General features: G+C 68.3%; 14 protein-coding genes. 8 read left to right on the top strand and 6 right to left on the bottom strand.

What is annotated here, in order from left to right; translation table 11 throughout:
* Window positions 1–159: 159 nt before the first annotated feature.
* The 3 genes from bglX to V8246_RS14410 all read right to left on the bottom strand — a co-directional run bounded on the left by bglX (window position 160) and on the right by V8246_RS14410 (window position 3,074).
* Window positions 160–2,424, bottom strand: coding sequence for a beta-glucosidase BglX (gene bglX, locus V8246_RS14420; protein WP_336189806.1), 2,265 nt, complete (start codon window positions 2,422–2,424; stop codon window positions 160–162).
* 87 nt (window positions 2,425–2,511) lie between these two features.
* Window positions 2,512–2,778, bottom strand: coding sequence for a BolA family protein (locus tag V8246_RS14415; protein WP_185896411.1), 267 nt, complete (start codon window positions 2,776–2,778; stop codon window positions 2,512–2,514).
* Window positions 2,775–3,074 carry a YciI family protein gene (locus V8246_RS14410; RefSeq protein WP_162110633.1) on the bottom strand — a complete coding sequence of 100 codons (300 nt, stop codon included), beginning with the start codon at window positions 3,072–3,074 and terminating at the stop codon, window positions 2,775–2,777. The genes V8246_RS14415 and V8246_RS14410 overlap by 4 nt, the downstream gene beginning before the upstream one ends.
* A 376-nt stretch (window positions 3,075–3,450) precedes the next feature.
* On the opposite strand from V8246_RS14410, the gene V8246_RS14405 reads away from it, so the two are divergent.
* The 7 genes from V8246_RS14405 to V8246_RS14375 all read left to right on the top strand — a co-directional run bounded on the left by V8246_RS14405 (window position 3,451) and on the right by V8246_RS14375 (window position 10,379).
* Window positions 3,451–4,356 carry a ScpA family protein gene (locus V8246_RS14405; protein ID WP_336189805.1) on the top strand — a complete coding sequence of 302 codons (906 nt, stop codon included), beginning with the start codon at window positions 3,451–3,453 and terminating at the stop codon, window positions 4,354–4,356.
* Between the two features lie 46 nt (window positions 4,357–4,402).
* Window positions 4,403–5,230, top strand: a complete 828-nt coding sequence (scpB, locus tag V8246_RS14400; RefSeq protein WP_336189804.1) for an SMC-Scp complex subunit ScpB — start codon at window positions 4,403–4,405, stop codon at window positions 5,228–5,230.
* A complete protein-coding gene (locus tag V8246_RS14395; protein WP_336189803.1) occupies window positions 5,227–6,873 on the top strand; it encodes a pseudouridine synthase in 1,647 nt (548 codons plus the stop codon). Before scpB ends, V8246_RS14395 begins: the two co-directional genes overlap by 4 nt.
* Window positions 6,874–7,011: 138 nt before the next feature.
* Window positions 7,012–8,124, top strand: coding sequence for an NAD(P)/FAD-dependent oxidoreductase (locus tag V8246_RS14390; protein ID WP_336189802.1), 1,113 nt, complete (start codon window positions 7,012–7,014; stop codon window positions 8,122–8,124).
* Between the two features lie 69 nt (window positions 8,125–8,193).
* Window positions 8,194–8,973 carry a ferredoxin--NADP reductase gene (locus tag V8246_RS14385; protein ID WP_336189801.1) on the top strand — a complete coding sequence of 260 codons (780 nt, stop codon included), beginning with the start codon at window positions 8,194–8,196 and terminating at the stop codon, window positions 8,971–8,973.
* Between the two features lie 90 nt (window positions 8,974–9,063).
* The gene (locus tag V8246_RS14380; protein WP_336189800.1) at window positions 9,064–9,600 is read left to right on the top strand and encodes a TlpA disulfide reductase family protein; all 537 of its coding nucleotides are present in this window, start codon (window positions 9,064–9,066) and stop codon (window positions 9,598–9,600) included.
* Window positions 9,597–10,379 (top strand): alpha/beta hydrolase, encoded by a 783-nt coding sequence (locus tag V8246_RS14375; protein ID WP_336189799.1) that lies wholly within the window; start codon window positions 9,597–9,599, stop codon window positions 10,377–10,379. The genes V8246_RS14380 and V8246_RS14375 overlap by 4 nt, the downstream gene beginning before the upstream one ends.
* On the opposite strand, the gene V8246_RS14370 is transcribed toward V8246_RS14375, so the two are convergent.
* The 3 genes from V8246_RS14370 to V8246_RS14360 all read right to left on the bottom strand — a co-directional run bounded on the left by V8246_RS14370 (window position 10,364) and on the right by V8246_RS14360 (window position 13,389).
* Window positions 10,364–10,771: a hypothetical protein gene (locus tag V8246_RS14370; RefSeq protein ID WP_336189798.1), complete on the bottom strand. Its 408-nt coding sequence runs from the start codon at window positions 10,769–10,771 to the stop codon at window positions 10,364–10,366. The genes V8246_RS14375 and V8246_RS14370 overlap by 16 nt on opposite strands.
* Window positions 10,768–11,250 carry a glutathione peroxidase gene (locus tag V8246_RS14365; RefSeq protein WP_336189797.1) on the bottom strand — a complete coding sequence of 161 codons (483 nt, stop codon included), beginning with the start codon at window positions 11,248–11,250 and terminating at the stop codon, window positions 10,768–10,770. Before V8246_RS14365 ends, V8246_RS14370 begins: the two co-directional genes overlap by 4 nt.
* Window positions 11,251–11,355: 105 nt before the next feature.
* Window positions 11,356–13,389, bottom strand: a complete 2,034-nt coding sequence (locus tag V8246_RS14360; RefSeq protein ID WP_336189796.1) for an amidohydrolase family protein — start codon at window positions 13,387–13,389, stop codon at window positions 11,356–11,358.
* A gap of 140 nt (window positions 13,390–13,529) precedes the next feature.
* Between V8246_RS14360 and V8246_RS14355 the strand changes: the two genes are divergently transcribed.
* A complete protein-coding gene (locus V8246_RS14355; protein WP_336189795.1) occupies window positions 13,530–15,716 on the top strand; it encodes a M3 family metallopeptidase in 2,187 nt (728 codons plus the stop codon).
* The last annotated feature ends 17 nt before the right edge of the window (window positions 15,717–15,733 follow it).

Here is a 15,733-nt window from a genome sequence, read left to right as displayed (position 1 = left end):
GCTGCAAGTGGCGCGGACTGTAACCGTTTTCACGGAAACGTGTAAAGCCCGCGTTATTCAATGCCGAAAACTCTTTACGATCATGTACTTGCGGACAACCCAGGTATCCGCAAGTATTTTGCGCCGCAACATACTCACCCGTGCTGCAGCGCCTCGGATTCAGCGGTCTGCGACCTCGAATCCGACCTCGCGCGTGCGGTCGGAACTGCCACCGACAAACACGGTGAAGGTGCCCGGCTCGACCACGCGCTGCATGCGGTCATCGAGCATCGCCAGATCATCGAAGCCCAGCGTGAAGGTGACGACCTTCGACTCGCCGGGCTGCAGCGCGACCCGCTGGAATCCGCGCAGCTGCTTCACCGGTCGCGTGACACTGGCCACATCGTCGCGCACGTACAGCTGCACGACTTCCTCGCCGGCCCGCTTGCCGGTGTTGGTGACGCGCACGCTGACCTGCTGCTGCAAAGCAGACGGCACCAGCGTCTTCTTCGACACGACCGGCGCGTCGTAGCGGAACGTCGTGTAGCTCAGACCATGGCCAAATGCATACAGCGGCGTCCACGGCACGTCGAGATACTTGCTGGTGTACTTCTCTTCCTCGCGCGGTGGGCGGCCGGTGTTCTTGTGCGCGTAGTAGATGGGCACCTGGCCGACGTTGTGCGGGAAGGTCACCGGCAGCTTGGCCGACGGATTCACGTCGCCGAACAGCACGTCGGCGATCGCCGGCCCGCCTTCCACGCCGGGGAACCAGGCTTCGAGGATCGCCGGCACCTTGCCCTTCAGTCGGCCAATGGACAGCGGACGGCCGTTGAGCAGCACCAGGGCGACCGGCTTGCCGGTCGCGGCCACGGCCAGCGCCAGTTGCTCCTGCACGCCGGGCAGGTCGAGCGAGGTGCGGTTGTTCGCCTCCGCGCTCATGTCCGGGTGTTCGCCAAGGAACATCACCACCGCGTCCGCCTGCTTCGCTGCGGCGACGGCATCGGCGAAACCTGTCGTGTCCTGACTGTCGATGTCGGCGCCCTTGGCGACGATCAGCCGCGTCTTGTCGCCGAGCGCGGCCTTCAGGCCTTCCAGCGGCGTGATCGCGTCTTCCTCGCGCCCCGCCACCGCCCAGTTGCCGAGCATCGCGCGGCGATGGTCGGCCAGCGGACCGATCACCGCCAGCGTGCGCACGGACTTGGACAACGGCAGCACGCTACCTTCGTTCTCCAGCAGCACCATCGACTTCTGCGCCATGCGGCGCGCAGCGGCGCGGTGTTCGGGCGTCAGCGTCAGCGCGCGCTCGCGCGCGCCATCCGGCGTGCAGGAACGGTACGGGTCGTCGAACAGGCCCAGCCGGTACTTCGCATTGAGCACGCGGCGCACCGACGCATCGACTTCCGCCATCGGCACGCGGCCCGCCTTGACCGCGGCCGGCAGGTCCTTCACGTAGATCTGGCTGACCATGTCGACATCGACGCCGGCACGCAGGCCCAGCGCACCGGCCTGCTCGCGGTCGGCGGCCACGCCGTGCGGCATCAGTTCCATCACGCCGGTGTAGTCGCTGACCAGCAGGCCGTCCCAGCCCCACTCCTTGCGCAGCAGGTCCTGGATCAGCGGCCGGTGCGCATGCATCGGCACTCCGGCGATCTCGTTGAACGAGGCCATGATCGACTGCGCACCGGCATCGATGGCGGCCTTGAACGGCGGCAGGTAGACCTCGTGCAGCGTGCGCTCGGAGATGTCGGCCACGTTGTAGTCGCGACCGGCTTCGGCCGCGCCATAGGCCACGAAGTGCTTGGCCGTGGCCAGCACCGCATCCGGCTTGCGCAGGTCGTCACCCTGGAAGCCGCGCACGCGCGCAGCGGCCAGGACGGAGCCCAGGTAAGGATCCTCGCCTGCGCCCTCGACGACGCGGCCCCAGCGCGGATCGCGCGCGATGTCGACCATCGGCGCATAGGTCCAGTGGATGCCGTGCGCGGCCGCCTCGACCGCGGCGACGCGCGCGGCGTGCTGCACTTCATCCGGATCGAAGCTGGACGATTCGGCCAGCGGCACCGGGAAGACGGTCCGGTGGCCATGGATCACGTCGTAACCGAACAGCAGCGGGATGCCCAGCCGGGATTCCTCCACCGCGATCTTCTGCAGGCGGCAGGTCAGCGCGGCGCCCTGGGTACCCAGGTAGGAACCGATCTCGCCCCGGCGGATCTGGTCCTCGTTGCCGGCCATCGCGGCCGGGCCGGTGTTGTTGCCCACGCCCGGCGGCTGGTTCAGCTGGCCGAGCTTTTCCTCCACCGTCATCTTCGCCATCAGCGCGTCGACGAAGGCCGTTTCGGCGGGGGTGGCGTAGACCGGCGGCTTGGCCGCGACAGGGGCGGCGAGCAGCGCGGCCAGCAGGCCGACCCGCAGGGGCGTGGGAGCAAGGGGATGTTGGTAACGGGTCATGGCGCCCTCCCGGCGATGCGAAAGGGGGCGAATGTAAACGTTTTCATCACCCCCTGCATGTCGCAGTGCCGGAAAAGGCGACGGGCGTCAGGCCGCCTCGTCCGGCGTCCTGGCCTCGATGGCCAGCGCATGGATGTCGGTCTGCATCATCTCGCCCAGGGCCGCGTAGACCGCGCGGTGGCGGGCCAGCGGCGCCTTGCCGGCAAACACCGGGCTGACGATCCGTACCGTGAAATGCCCTCGTCCGTCACGCGCGCCCTCGTGCCCGGCGTGCTTGTGGCTGTCGTCCACCACCTCCAGCGTCACGGGCTGCAATGCCGCCAGCGCTTGGCGGATGCGTTCGATCCTGGTCATGGCAGCACCTTGCGGAACGGCCGCACGTCCACGCGCGCGTACACGCCGGCCGCGACATAGGGATCGGCCTCGGCCCAGGCCCGCGCATCCTCCAGGGAATCGAACTCGGCAATCACGATGCTGCCGCTGAAGCCCGCCGGACCCGGGTCCTCGGCATCGATCGCAGGGCACGGTCCGGCCAGCAGCAGGCGCCCCTCGTCGCGCAGCGCGGTCAGCCGCGCCAGATGCGCCTGGCGGGCTTCCAGCCGCCTGGGCAGGGCATCGGCCGCGTCGTGGCCTTCAATGGCATACCACATCATGTTTCACTCCGGGGGCGAAGCCTGAATTGTACGTGCGCACCGGTGGCCGGGTGCTGGACACGGTCCGGGTCAGGGCTTACCCTGTCGTCCATTGCACGGCCGGAAGCAGCGGCCCGTCCATGGGAAGACCCGGCAGCGCCGGCCTCCCTGCCCCGTCGAGGGACCACCGGGACGTTCGATTCGCTGCCCCCACCCGCCCGCGCCCGACGACCTCTCGCTGTCCGCCACCGCCTTCCGCGGTGTGCTTTGCTGGTTGCTGTAAGGGAAGCGTTCGCCCTGCGACGCATGATGATGATGGTTGGTGCATTGCCGGTGCCGCGCCGTCCTGCCGTGCGCAGGCCCGCTTGGTGATCCGCACGATGGCTGTTTCTTGATGAGCCCAGAACTCGCGTCCGACGCGAACCCACAACACCCGCCCGCCCATCCGCAGCAGCAGGAAATGCCGCTGGCGGTGGTGCATGGCCAGCCGGTACTGCAGATCCCCCAGGACCTGTACATCCCGCCGGACGCGCTGGAAGTCATCCTCGATGCGTTCGAAGGCCCACTGGACCTGCTGCTGTACCTGATCCGCCGGCAGAACCTGGACATCCTGGACATCCCCGTCGCCGAGATCACCCGGCAGTACGTGGACTACATCAACGTGATGCAGGAACTGCGGTTCGAACTGGCCGCCGAGTACCTGCTGATGGCGGCCATCCTGGCCGAGATCAAGTCGCGCATGCTGCTGCCCCGGCCGGTCACCGAGGAGGGCGAGGAGGGCGACCCGCGCGCCGAGCTGGTACGCCGGCTGCAGGAGTACGAGCGCTTCAAGCAGGCCGCCGAGGACCTCGATGCCCTGCCCCGCCAGGACCGCGACACCACGGCGGTGCACGCACACGTTCCGGACCGCGCCGCGGTCAGGCTGCCGCCGCCGGTGGAACTGAAGGAAATGCTGCTGGCGCTGCACGACGTGCTCAAGCGCGCCGAGCTGTTCAGCGGCCACGCCATCAAGCGTGAGGCGCTCAGCGTGCGCCAGCGCATGGGCGACGTGCTGACGCGGCTGGAGGACGGCAAGTTCCACCGCTTCGAAAGCATGTTCACCCCCGAGGAAGGCAAGCTGGGCGTGCTGGTGACCTTTCTGGCCATGCTGGAACTGGCCAAGGAACAGCTGCTCGACATCGTGCAGGAAGCTCCACTCGCCCCGATCTACATCAAGTCGCTGGCGCTGAACAACACCAACGAGCCGCTGCAGTTCTCCAGCGAATTCGACGACAGCGACGCCGCCAACGACAGCCCGTGACCGCGGCCGGGCCATCGCCCGCCGCACTTCCGAACGACAGGACCGCATGGATCAATCGCTCATCAACCGCATCGTGGAGGCCGCCCTGCTGGCCGCCACCCAGCCGCTGACGCTGGCCCAGCTGCACGGCCTGTTCCCCGAGGACGAGCCCGCGCCGGAAGGCAGTGTCGAGCAGGCCCTGCAGCAGCTGACCGAAGCCTGCGCCGACCGCGGCGTCGAACTGGTCGAAGTCGCCTCCGGCTACCGCTACCAGGTCAAGGCCGACGTGCACGCCTGGGTGGCGCGCCTGTGGACCGAGCGCAAGACCAAGTACACCCGCGCCACCCTGGAAACGCTGGCCCTGATCGCCTACCGGCAGCCCATCACCCGCGGCGAGATCGAACAGGTCCGCGGCGTGGCGGTCAGCAGCAACATCATCCAGGCGCTGGAAGAGCGCGAATGGATCCGCGTGGTCGGCCATCGCGACGTGCCCGGCAAGCCTGCGCTGTTCGGCACCACCAAGGCCTTTCTGGACTATTTCGGCCTGAAGCGCCTGGACGAACTGCCGCCCCTGTCCGAACTCAAGGACATCGGCGAACTGGAACCGCAGCTTCCGCTGGACGGCGCCCCGCTGCCGGTCAGCATCGCCAGCGGCGATGCCGTCGACGCGGGACAGGAAGAAACGAAGCCGGAAGAAGGCATGCCCATCGCGAACGACGATGGCGGCACGGGCGACCAGCACCACGACAGCGCGGCATCGGACGATGCCGGCGAAGACACCCCCTCGGATGACGCAGGCGACGACGCCGGCGACACCGACGAACCTCAACCCCAAGATGACGACGCCGCTGCTTCCGACCAGGAAGACCGGGCACCGTCGGAGCAGAAACAATGAGCAACACCCCCAAGAAGCCCTCGCTGGGCAAGCTGTCCCTGAAGCGCGAAAGCGCCCCGACCGAAGCCCCACGCCTGGAAGAGCGGCTGCACAAGGTGTTGGCGCAGGCCGGACTGGGCTCGCGCCGCGCGCTGGAGCAGCGCATCGCCGATGGCCTGGTCAAGGTCAATGGCGAAACCGCGCAGACCGGCATGTCGGTCAAGGCCGGCGACAAGATCGAGCTGGACGGCAAAACGTTCGTGGCCAGCGCATTGACCGAACCGGCGCGCGTGCTGATCTACAACAAGCCCGAAGGCGAAGTCACCACCCGCGAAGACCCCGAAGGCCGGCCGACGATCTTCGAAGCCTTGCCTGCCCTCAAAGGTGCGCGCTGGATCGCGATCGGCCGCCTGGACATCAACACCACCGGCCTGCTGCTGCTGACCACCGACGGCGAACTCGCCAACGCGATGATGCATCCGTCGTACGAAGTCGAGCGTGAGTACGTGGTGCGCGTGCGCGCCCCGGAAGGCCAGGAAAGCGTGCCGGACAATGTGGTCGACCGACTGCGCCGCGGCGTGGCGCTGGACGACGGCCCGGCCAAGTTCGACGAGATCGAGCGCATCGGCGGCACCGACTCGCACGACTGGTTCCGCGTGGTGGTCAAGGAAGGCCGCAACCGCGAAGTGCGCCGGCTGTGGGAATCGCAGGGCTGCCAGGTCAGCCGCCTGAAGCGCGTGCGCTACGGCAAGGTCAGCCTGCCGCAGCCGCTGCTGCGCGGCCAGTCGCAGGAACTGCCCGATGCGCAGGTCGAAGCGCTGCGCAAGGACCTGGGCCTGGAGGACGGCACGCCCGCCGCGCTGACGCTGCAACCGGTGATCGGCCAGCGCAAGGCCTCCAAGAGCACCGTGCACGTGGGTGGTGGCCGCAGCGGCAGCGCCTACGTCAACGGCCACAACAGCGCCGACGAAGGCCGCGAGCTGCGACGTTTCGACCATGTGCGCGAAGACCGCGGCCGCGGTGGTCGCGGCAAGAAGCCGCACGGCGGCCTGACCGTCAGCGGCGAGCAGGCGGCGAAGCAGTCGCAGCGTCCGTTCAAGCAGCGCACACCCAAGGGTCCAAAGCCGTTGCCCGAGGGCAATCCGGCGGCGTTCCGCAGCTGGTACGTGCCGGAGGGCGTGGACACCGGCCCGGCCGGCCATCGCAACGCCGGCCCCGGCGGCCCGAAGAAGCCCTACGGCGGCAAGCCGGGGGGGCGTCCGGGTGCCGGCGGCAAGCCCGGCGGCGGTGCAGGCAAGCGGGGGCCAGGCGGTGGACAGGGCGGCTTCGGCGGCGACCGCTTCGGCAGCGACCGCGCGGGCTTCGGCGCCGAACGTGGGCCGCGTGGCGCGCAGGGCGCCGCGGGCAAGCCGCAGCGCGCGGCGCGTCCCTACGGCCACCCTGCCAGCGCCCCCAGCTTCCCGTCCGATCACGCCAACCCCGGTTTCAACCCCTACGGTCAGCAGCCGCGCGGTCCGCGTCCGCAAGGCCGCCCGGGAGGCGGCGGCAATCGCCCGCAACATGCCGGCCCGCGACCGGGTGGGCGACCTGCGGGAGGACGCGGCCCCGGCGGCCGTCCTGGCGGCGGTGGGCAGCGTGGTCCCCGCAGCGGCGGACACGGCTGACGTAACACAGAGAAGGCGCCCATCGGCGCCTTCTTCGTTTCCGCGGATCGGTCGCCGCGACTTCATGGCGACTTCATCGCCCCTCCCCGCATGGCCCGCACCCTGCCTCGCCTTCCGCGATGGAGCCCGTGCCCGGACATGCAGGACAAACACTATGACGTGATCGTCGTGGGTGCAGGATTCGCCGGCCTGGCCTGCGCCCACCAACTGGCCCGGCACGGCCTGGCGGTCTGCGTGATCGACCGCAAACAGGATCTGGGCGAACGCGTGCACACCACCGGCATCCTGGTGCAGGAGGCCTGCGATGCCCCCTTGTTGGCCGGCATGCCGCCGGCGCTGCTGCGTGCCGTGCCGCACGTCCGCCTGTACGCGCCGAACCTGCGCAGCGTGCGACTGGGTGCGGACGGATACCGCTTCCACACCACCGACACGCCGGCACTCATGCGCTGGCTCGGCGAACACGCCGAAACCTGCGGCGTCGAGCTGCGTCGGGGATGCCCGTTCCGCAATGCCGTGCGCACGCCTACCGGATGGCAGGTGGAAGGCGTGGGTCGCGCACGCGTGCTGGTGGGCGCGGATGGCGCGCGGTCGCGGGTCGCCCAACGGCTTGGCCTGGGACGGGTGACGCAGTTCCTCCACGGGGTGGAGTACGAGTTCGATGGCGTGGCCCTGCGCGAACCGGACGCGCTGCACTGCTTCATCAGCAAGCGTTTTGCGCCGGGCTATCTTGGCTGGATGGCACAGACACCGACGGGCGTGCAGGCCGGCCTGGCGCGGCGGTATCGGCCAGGGAACACACAGGCACCGGACATGGCCGGCTTCCTGCGCCACGTCGCGCCGATGATGGGGCTGTCGGTCACGCGGTCACCGGACAGCATCCGCGCCGGCCTGATTCCCTGTGGTGGTCCGGTCGGGCCGATGCGAGGGGACGACGTGGTGCTGGTCGGCGATGCGGCCGGCATGGTCTCGCCGCTGACCGCTGGCGGCATCCATTCGGGCCTGCGCCACGGCGCGACCATCGGACGCATGCTGGCCGGCCGCCTGGCCGGCGAAGCGTCATCGGGCGCTCCCGGTGCACCGCCTGTCCCGGGCTTCGCGTTCAAGCGCCTGTTGCGATGGGCGTTCGACCACGGGCAGTTCGACGCCCCGATGGACTTGCTGCTGACCGCGCGTCCCCTGCGGCGTGCCGTCGAGCAGCTCTGCTTCCATCGACGCGGGAGCATGACGCCGGATCCGGCGGGCGCGGATTGAGTACGATCAAAGCCGCACCGGACCGGTCGGCTACAATATCGCGTTGAACCGACAGCCCAGACTTCCCCCATGTCCTCTGCGTTCGGCACCGAGACGGTGCTCGACGTCCGTCACTGGACGGACGCCTACTTCAGCTTCACCACCACCCGCGACGACGGTTTCCGCTTCGAGAACGGCCAGTTCGTGATGATCGGCCTGGAGGTCGACGGCAAGCCGCTGATGCGCGCCTACTCGATCGCCAGCGCCAACTGGGAAGAGCAGCTCGAGTTCTTCAGCATCAAGGTGGCCCACGGCCCGCTGACCTCGCGCCTGCAACACATCCAGCCCGGCGACACCCTGCTGATCGGGCGCAAGCCCACCGGCACGCTGTTGATCAGCGACCTGCACCCCGGCCGCAACCTGTACCTGCTGGGCACCGGCACCGGCCTGGCGCCGTGGTTGTCGGTGATCAAGGACCCGGAAACCTACGAACGTTTCGACAAGGTCATCCTGACCCATGGCGTGCGCCACGCCGAGGATCTGGCCTACCGCGACTATTTCGAGAAGGAACTGCCGCAGCACGAATTCCTCGGCGAGACCATCCGCGAGAAGCTGCTGTACTACCCGGCCGTGAGCCGCGAGGCTTTCCCCAACCACGGTCGCCTCACGGATCTGATGGCCAGCGGCGCCATGATGCAGACGCTGGGCATCGAACCGCTGGACGCCGAACGCGACCGGGCCATGATCTGCGGCAGCCCCCAGATGCTGACCGACTTCCGCGCGCTGCTGGACAGCCGCGGGTTCACCGCCGCGCCTCGGATCGGCACACCGGGCCAGTACGTGTTCGAACGCGCCTTCGTGGAGAAGTAGGCCCCGCGATGCGCGGGCGGCGCGCACGGCCATCGAAACCCGGCGCACAGGTGCTACGCTCGCGGCTACGTCCTGGGGGAGGATCCGCGCATGATGCGTTGCCTATGGCTGGCGGTCCTGTTGGCCGCGAGTAGCTGTGTCCAGGCTGCCGAGCAGCCGCAGCAGCCCGGAATCGGGGAGCTTCCGCCGACCATCGGCCTGAAGGACCGCGGGGGCAACGTCATCGACCTGGCGGCCCTGCAGGGCAAGGTGGTGGTGGTGACGTTCTGGGCGTCGTGGTGCGGCCCCTGCCGCCGCGAACTGCCCATGCTGGGCAAGGTCCAGGAGGTCGTGGGACGCGAGCATCTGGAAGTCATCGCGGTCAACTTCAAGGAACCTCGCCGGGACTTCAACGCCGTGATCCGCGCCAACAAGGATCTGGACCTGACCTACGTGCACGACGAGCGCGGCGTCGTCAGCGATCGCTACGGCGTCACCGCGCTGCCCAACATGTTCATCATCGGCCAGGATGGCCTGATCGCGCAGACGCACCGCGGATACTCGGAAGACGTCCTGCAGTCCTTCATGCAGGAACTGCTGGAACTGCTGCCGGAAGAAGCGCTGCAGCGGAAGGTCGACGCCCCATGAGCATCGCGCGCAGGATCCTGCTGTCGCTGGTTCTGTTCGCCACTACGGCGCTGCTGGGCGCCTGCCTGCCGGGTGGGGGACATGCGCGCGCGCCGATACCGCAAGCGCTGATCCCGGCCGGTGCGCCGGCCACCCGACTGGTCGTGGTGCTGCCCGGACGCGGCGACGACATCGCGGCCCTGCGCGCCAGCGGCATCGTCGCGGCGGTGCAGTCGGCATGGCCGGACGCGGACGTGTTGCTGACGGGGCTGGGCTTCGCCTACTACATGGAAGGTCGTGCCCCGCAACGCCTGCATGCCGAAGTGGTGTCCCCTGCCCGCCAACGCGGATATCGCGAAGTGTGGCTGCTGGGCGCATCGATGGGCGGCATGGGCAGCCTGATGTACGACCGCGCCTACCCCGGCGAAGCCGACGGCCTGGTCCTGCTGGCGCCGTACCTGGGCAAGCGCCCGCTCATCGACGAGATCCGCCGCACGGGACTGGGTGCATGGGAGGCAGGACCCATTCCTGCCGCTGTGGATGCAGGCAACTACCAGCGCGAACTCTGGCGCCATCTGCAGACCTGGCAGCGCGACCCCGACCGCACCCGGACGGTATGGCTGGGCTACGGCGCGCAGGACCGCCTGGCCGGCGCCATGCCGCCGCTGGCCGGGTTGCTGCCGGCCGACCACGTGGCGGTGGTCGAAGGCGGCCATGCGTGGAAAGTGTGGTCGCCGCTGACGCAGCGGCTGCTGACGGCCGCCGGCCCGGCGCGCCTGGAACCTCAGCGCTCCCCGTAGCGGAGCCACAGCGCCGCGGCGGTTTCATCGGCGAAGATGCGCGCCTCGAATCCATGCTCGTTGGCCAGCAACCCGGCGAACTCCACCTGCGGTATCTGCTCGGCATGCCGCTCCACGTACGCGATGCGCACCGCTTCCATGCCCTGCCCCTGCATGGCCTGCACGAATTCGAGCAGTTGATCCGGCGGCGGCGGTTCGCCTTCCATGTCGTCCACGACCAGCAGGCCACGCGGCGGCTGGCGACGCACCTCTTCGGCGATCGTGCGCCAGCACGCCAGGGTGGTTTCCAGCGACCCGTTCACGCCTGTCACCCACGCGCGCAGGCCGTAGTCCGTGCCCGTGAACTCGATGTGGAACACCGGGCCGTCGGCCGCGCCTGCCATGTCGCTCACGCAAGCGCAGTACCGATGTCGCCGGCGATCGATTCCGGCGTGTCGGTGGGGGCGTACCGTTTGATCACCTTGCCGTCGCGCCCCACCAGGAACTTGCTGAAGTTCCATTTGATGGCGCTGATGCCGAGCAACCCGCTCTTCTCCTGCTTCAGCCATTTCCACAGCGGATGCGCCCCATCGCCGTTCACGTCCACCTTGGCGAACATCGGGAACGTCACGTCGTAGTTCAGCGAACAGAAATTGCGGATCTCCGCTTCATCGCCCGGCTCCTGGTGGCCGAACTGGTCGCAGGGGAACCCCAGCACCACCAGGCCTTGCGGGCCGAATTCGCGCCACAGCGCCTCCAGACCGGTGTACTGGGGCGTGAAGCCGCACTTGGACGCCACGTTGACGATCAGCAGCGCCTTGCCCTGGTACTCCGAAAGCGACCGCTCCCGGCCGTCGATGTCCTGGGCGGAAAAGTCGTAGGCAGTGGTCATGCGCGCGCTCCTGGAAAGGCGCTATCAGACACCCGCCGCGCGGTGCGGGCAAGTGGCCGCGCACCCTGCAGGCGGCCCCTGGACACCCGCGTGGGCGTGCCGGATTCAGCGCGCCGGCTGCGCCTTCACCGGAACAGCGAAGGGTGCGATGCCCAGCGCTTCATGGATCTCGGCCGGGTAGTAGGCCTGGCCGCCCTTGATCACCAGGGCCAGCTTGCGTACGTCGGCGATGTTCGACGTCGGATCGCCGTCCACCAGCACGAGGTCGGCGCGTTTGCCGGGGCTGATGGAACCGGCCTCGTCCAGCGTGCGGCTGTACTTGGCGCCGTTCCAGGTGGCCACCTGGAGCACCTGCGCCGGCGTCAGGCCGGCCTGCACGTAGAGTTCCAGTTCCCGCTGCAAGGTGAAGCCCGGCAGTTCGTCGGTGCCGGCGACGATCGGTACGCCGGCCCGGTACATGCGGCCGGTGAAGTCGACCAGCTTGTCGAAGCTGCGCTTGTAGCGTGCGCCGGTGGCATCGTCGGGGATATCCAGTTCGGCGGCGCGACGGCTGCGCTGCACGTCCGGCGGCAGGTGGTCGGCCACGTCGGCGACGATCGGCGACAGCTGTCCTTCGCGCTGGTGCAGGAACTCGAACGTCGCCAGCGTGGGGTCGATGACGACCTGCTTCCTGGCCAGCTCGGCGATGAAGTCCTGCACCGGCTTGCTGTCGAAGTCCAGCCCGTCCGTCCTGTCCGCCACCAGGTAGAAGCGCGCCAGCGTGCGCGTGTCGGTCTCCGGGGTGACGAAGAAGTTCAGCATCACCTGGTTGATGTGCTGGATTTCGTCGTAGCCCTGCTCCACGACGTCCTGCGCCCGCATGAAGGCGGGCACGTGACCGCTGACGCGGATGCCGCGCTGGTGGGCGTAGGCCGTCGTGTCGCGCAGGTTCTCCTTCGGGAACGAATTGTAGATCTTGATCTGTGGGTACCCGTGGTCGACATACCAGTCGATGGCCTGCTTCGCGCCGGCCAGGTCCTTCACCACGAAGCCGCCCTGCGAGGAGTGCGGACTCTGGCCCTCGATGTAGCCGGCCGGGATCACCCGCGGATGCATCAGCGTGCCCGCCTTCTCCTCGGCCATCAGCTGCTGCAGGGTGGCATTGTCGTTGCCCATGTCGCGGGCGCTGGTGACGCCGGCCGCCAAGTGCAGGCCGCCCTCCCAACTGCTTGCGTGCACGTGCATGTCGTACAGGCCCGGCAGCAGCACGCGGTTGCCGGCGTCCACCACCTGCTGCGCGTCGATCTCCGCCTGTCCTGCGGGCGACACCGACACGATCCTCCCATCGCGCACGACCACGTCGGACGGCCCGCCCAGCACGGCCTTCTCGCTGTCGAACACCCGCGCATTGCGGATCAGCGTGGTGCCGGGCAAGGGATGCGCCAGGCGCTGCTGCAGCGCCACCAGCGCCTCGCGCTCGGCGACCTTCTGGCGCGCTTCCAGCGTGTTGGCCGTGCCCTGCCAACCGTCCTCGATCAGTTGCAGGAAGCCCGGATGGATGTACGCGAACATGCGTGGCTGCGCTTCGCGCGTCACCCACACGAACGATGGGGTGAAGCCGATGCCGGTCAGTGCCAGCAGGTCGACGGTGCGCGACTGCGAACCGCTGCTGATGTCCATCGATGCCAGCCTGCGCTGGGTCAGCGTGCCGCTCGGCACCAGCGGCAGCTTGCCGTCGGGACGCCTGGCCAGGGCCGCCAGGGCCACGGACGTGGTCGCGGGCGTGCCGCCCAGCGGCGTGTACAACGCGGTGTCCGTGAACGTGTGCGTACCGGCGTCCGATGTGCTCTTCCAGCGTCCCGTGTCGCCGTCGCGGGTGAAGGTCTCGTCCACCGGCGCGCCGAAGGTGGAAACCCCCTTCACCTGATAGCGCTGGAACGTCCCGTCCGCGGCCAGCTGATACTCCTCCTTCAACTCCGGACCGCGTCCGTTGTCCTTGAAGATGAAATCCACCCGGGTGACGCCGTCGTCCCCGGTGGTGACCGTCTGTTCTCCGGCCTTCTTGCCACCGTCCACCAGGGCCACGTACTTCAGGGTTTCGGCGGCCAATGCCGAGGGCACCAGCAACAACGCGCAGCACAGGGCAAGGACGGGCTTCACAGGAGTCTCCGGCAGGGCGCTCGGCGCATTCTGCCGCAGATTGAGGCCCTGCCCTCCCCGCCGCCCATGCCTTTCGTCATGGGTCCGGCCCTCCCCCCTGGGTTACCCTTGGGAATCTACCCGTCAGGATGTCGTGCTTCATGACCACCCGTCTCGCCATCGCGCTCGCCGCGACCCTCGGACTTGCCATGCCCGCCTACAGCCAGGCCGCCACGCCGGCCACCCAGGCCGCCCAGGCCGCCAACCCCTTCTTCGCCGAAAGCCCGCTGCCGCTGCATTACCCGCAGTTCGACAAGATCAAGGACAGCGACTTCGCGCCGGCCTTCGACGCCGGCATGGCCGAGCAGCTGAAGGAGATGGACGCCATCGCCAACAACCCGGCCGCGCCCACGTTCGAGAACACCATCATCGCGATGGAAAAGAGCGGCCAGGTGCTGGACCGCGCCACCACCGTGTTCTTCAACCTGGTGGGCACCGACACCAACGATGCGCGCAACAAGCTGCGCGCCGACTACTCGGCCAAGTTCGCCGCCCACGGCGATGCCATCAGCCTGAACCCCAAGCTGTTCGCCCGCATCAAGGCGCTGTACGACCGCCGCAACGACCTGGGCCTGGATGCGGAGGGCGTGCGCCTGATCGAGCGCTACCACACCAGCTTCGTGCGCTCCGGCGCCAAGCTCAACGACGCCGACAAGGCGACGCTGAAGAAGATGAACGCCGAACTGGCCTCGCTGGGCACCACCTTCAGCGACAACGTGCTGAAGGAAGTGAACGCCTCGGCCGTGGTCGTCGACGACGTGAAGCAGCTCGACGGCCTGACCGAAGCGCAGATCGCCACCGCCGCCGAAGTCGCGAAGAAGCGCGGCCTGGAAGGCAAGTACGTGCTGACCCTGCTCAACACCACCGGCCAGCCGCCGGAGTCGCAGCTGACCAACCGCGCCCTGCGCCAGCGTCTGCACGAGGCCTCGGTCGCGCGCGGCAGCCGCGGCGGCGAGTTCGACACCACCGCGCTGGTCTCGCGCATCATGAAGCTGCGTTCCGATCGCGCGAAGCTGCTGGGCTATCCCAACCATGCCGCGTACGGCCTGGAAGACCAGACCGCGCGCACGCCGGAAGCCGTCAACGCGATGCTGGGCAAGCTGGCGCCGGCCGCCGTGGCCAACGCCAAGCGCGAAGCCGCCGACCTGCAGGCGATGATCGACCAGGAACAGAAGGCCAAGGGCGAGCCGACCTTCGCCCTTGAGCCGTGGGACTGGGCGTTCTATACCGAAAAGGTCCGCGCCGCGAAGTACGATTTCGACGAATCGCAGCTCAAGCCGTACTTCGAGATGAAGAACGTGCTGGAGAACGGCGTGTTCTTCGCCGCCAACCAGCTGTACGGCCTGACCTTCAAGGAGCGTACCGACCTGCCCAAGTACCACCCCGACACGTGGACCTACGACGTGTTCAACGCCGACGGTTCGCAGCTGGCGATCTTCATCTTCGACCCCTACGCGCGCGACTCCAAGCGCGGCGGTGCGTGGATGAATTCGTATGTGTCGCAATCGGGCCTGACCGGCGACAAGCCGGTGGTCGCCAACCACCTGAACGTGCCCAAGCCGCCGGCCGGTGAACCCACGCTGATGACGTGGGACGAAGTGACCACCACGTTCCACGAATTCGGCCATGCGCTGCATGGCATGTTCTCCGACGTGAAGTACCCGTACTTCAGCGGCACCAGCGTGCCGCGCGACTTCGTCGAGTATCCGTCGCAGGTCAACGAGATGTGGGCCGACTGGCCGTCGATCCTGGCCAACTACGCCAAGCACTACAAGACCGACGAAGCCATGCCGCAGGCGCTGCTGGACAAGGTGATCGCGGCATCCAAGTTCAACCAGGGCTTCGCCACCACCGAGTACCTGGGCGCCGCGATGCTGGACCAGCGCTGGCACCAGATCACCGCCGACCAGGTACCGGATGCGGCTGGCGTGATGAAGTTCGAAGCCGATGCGCTGGCCGCGGACGGCATCAACTACACGCCGGTGCCGCCGCGCTACAAGACGCCCTACTTCAGCCACATCATGGGCGGCTATTCGGCCGGCTACTACGCCTACATCTGGTCGGAAGTGCTGGACGCCAACAGCGTGGAATGGTTCAAGAACAACGGCGGCCTGAAGCGCGAGAATGGCGACCACTTCCGCAAGACCCTGCTGTCGCAGGGCGGCAGCCAGGATGCGATGAAGCTGTTCCGCGACTTCGCCGGCCACGATCCGAAGATCGAGCCGCTGCTGGAGAAGCGTGGCCTGACCGCGCCGGAAGCGGCAACCGCGCCCCGACAGGCGCGCTGAGTTCCACGAAGACGCCA

Origin of the sequence: Pseudoxanthomonas sp. F11 (genome assembly GCF_037046485.1) — a bacterium.
GTDB lineage: Bacteria > Pseudomonadota > Gammaproteobacteria > Xanthomonadales > Xanthomonadaceae > Pseudoxanthomonas_A.
Note: the sequence above shows the minus strand (reverse complement) of the source record. Positions and strands in the feature narration are given on the sequence as shown.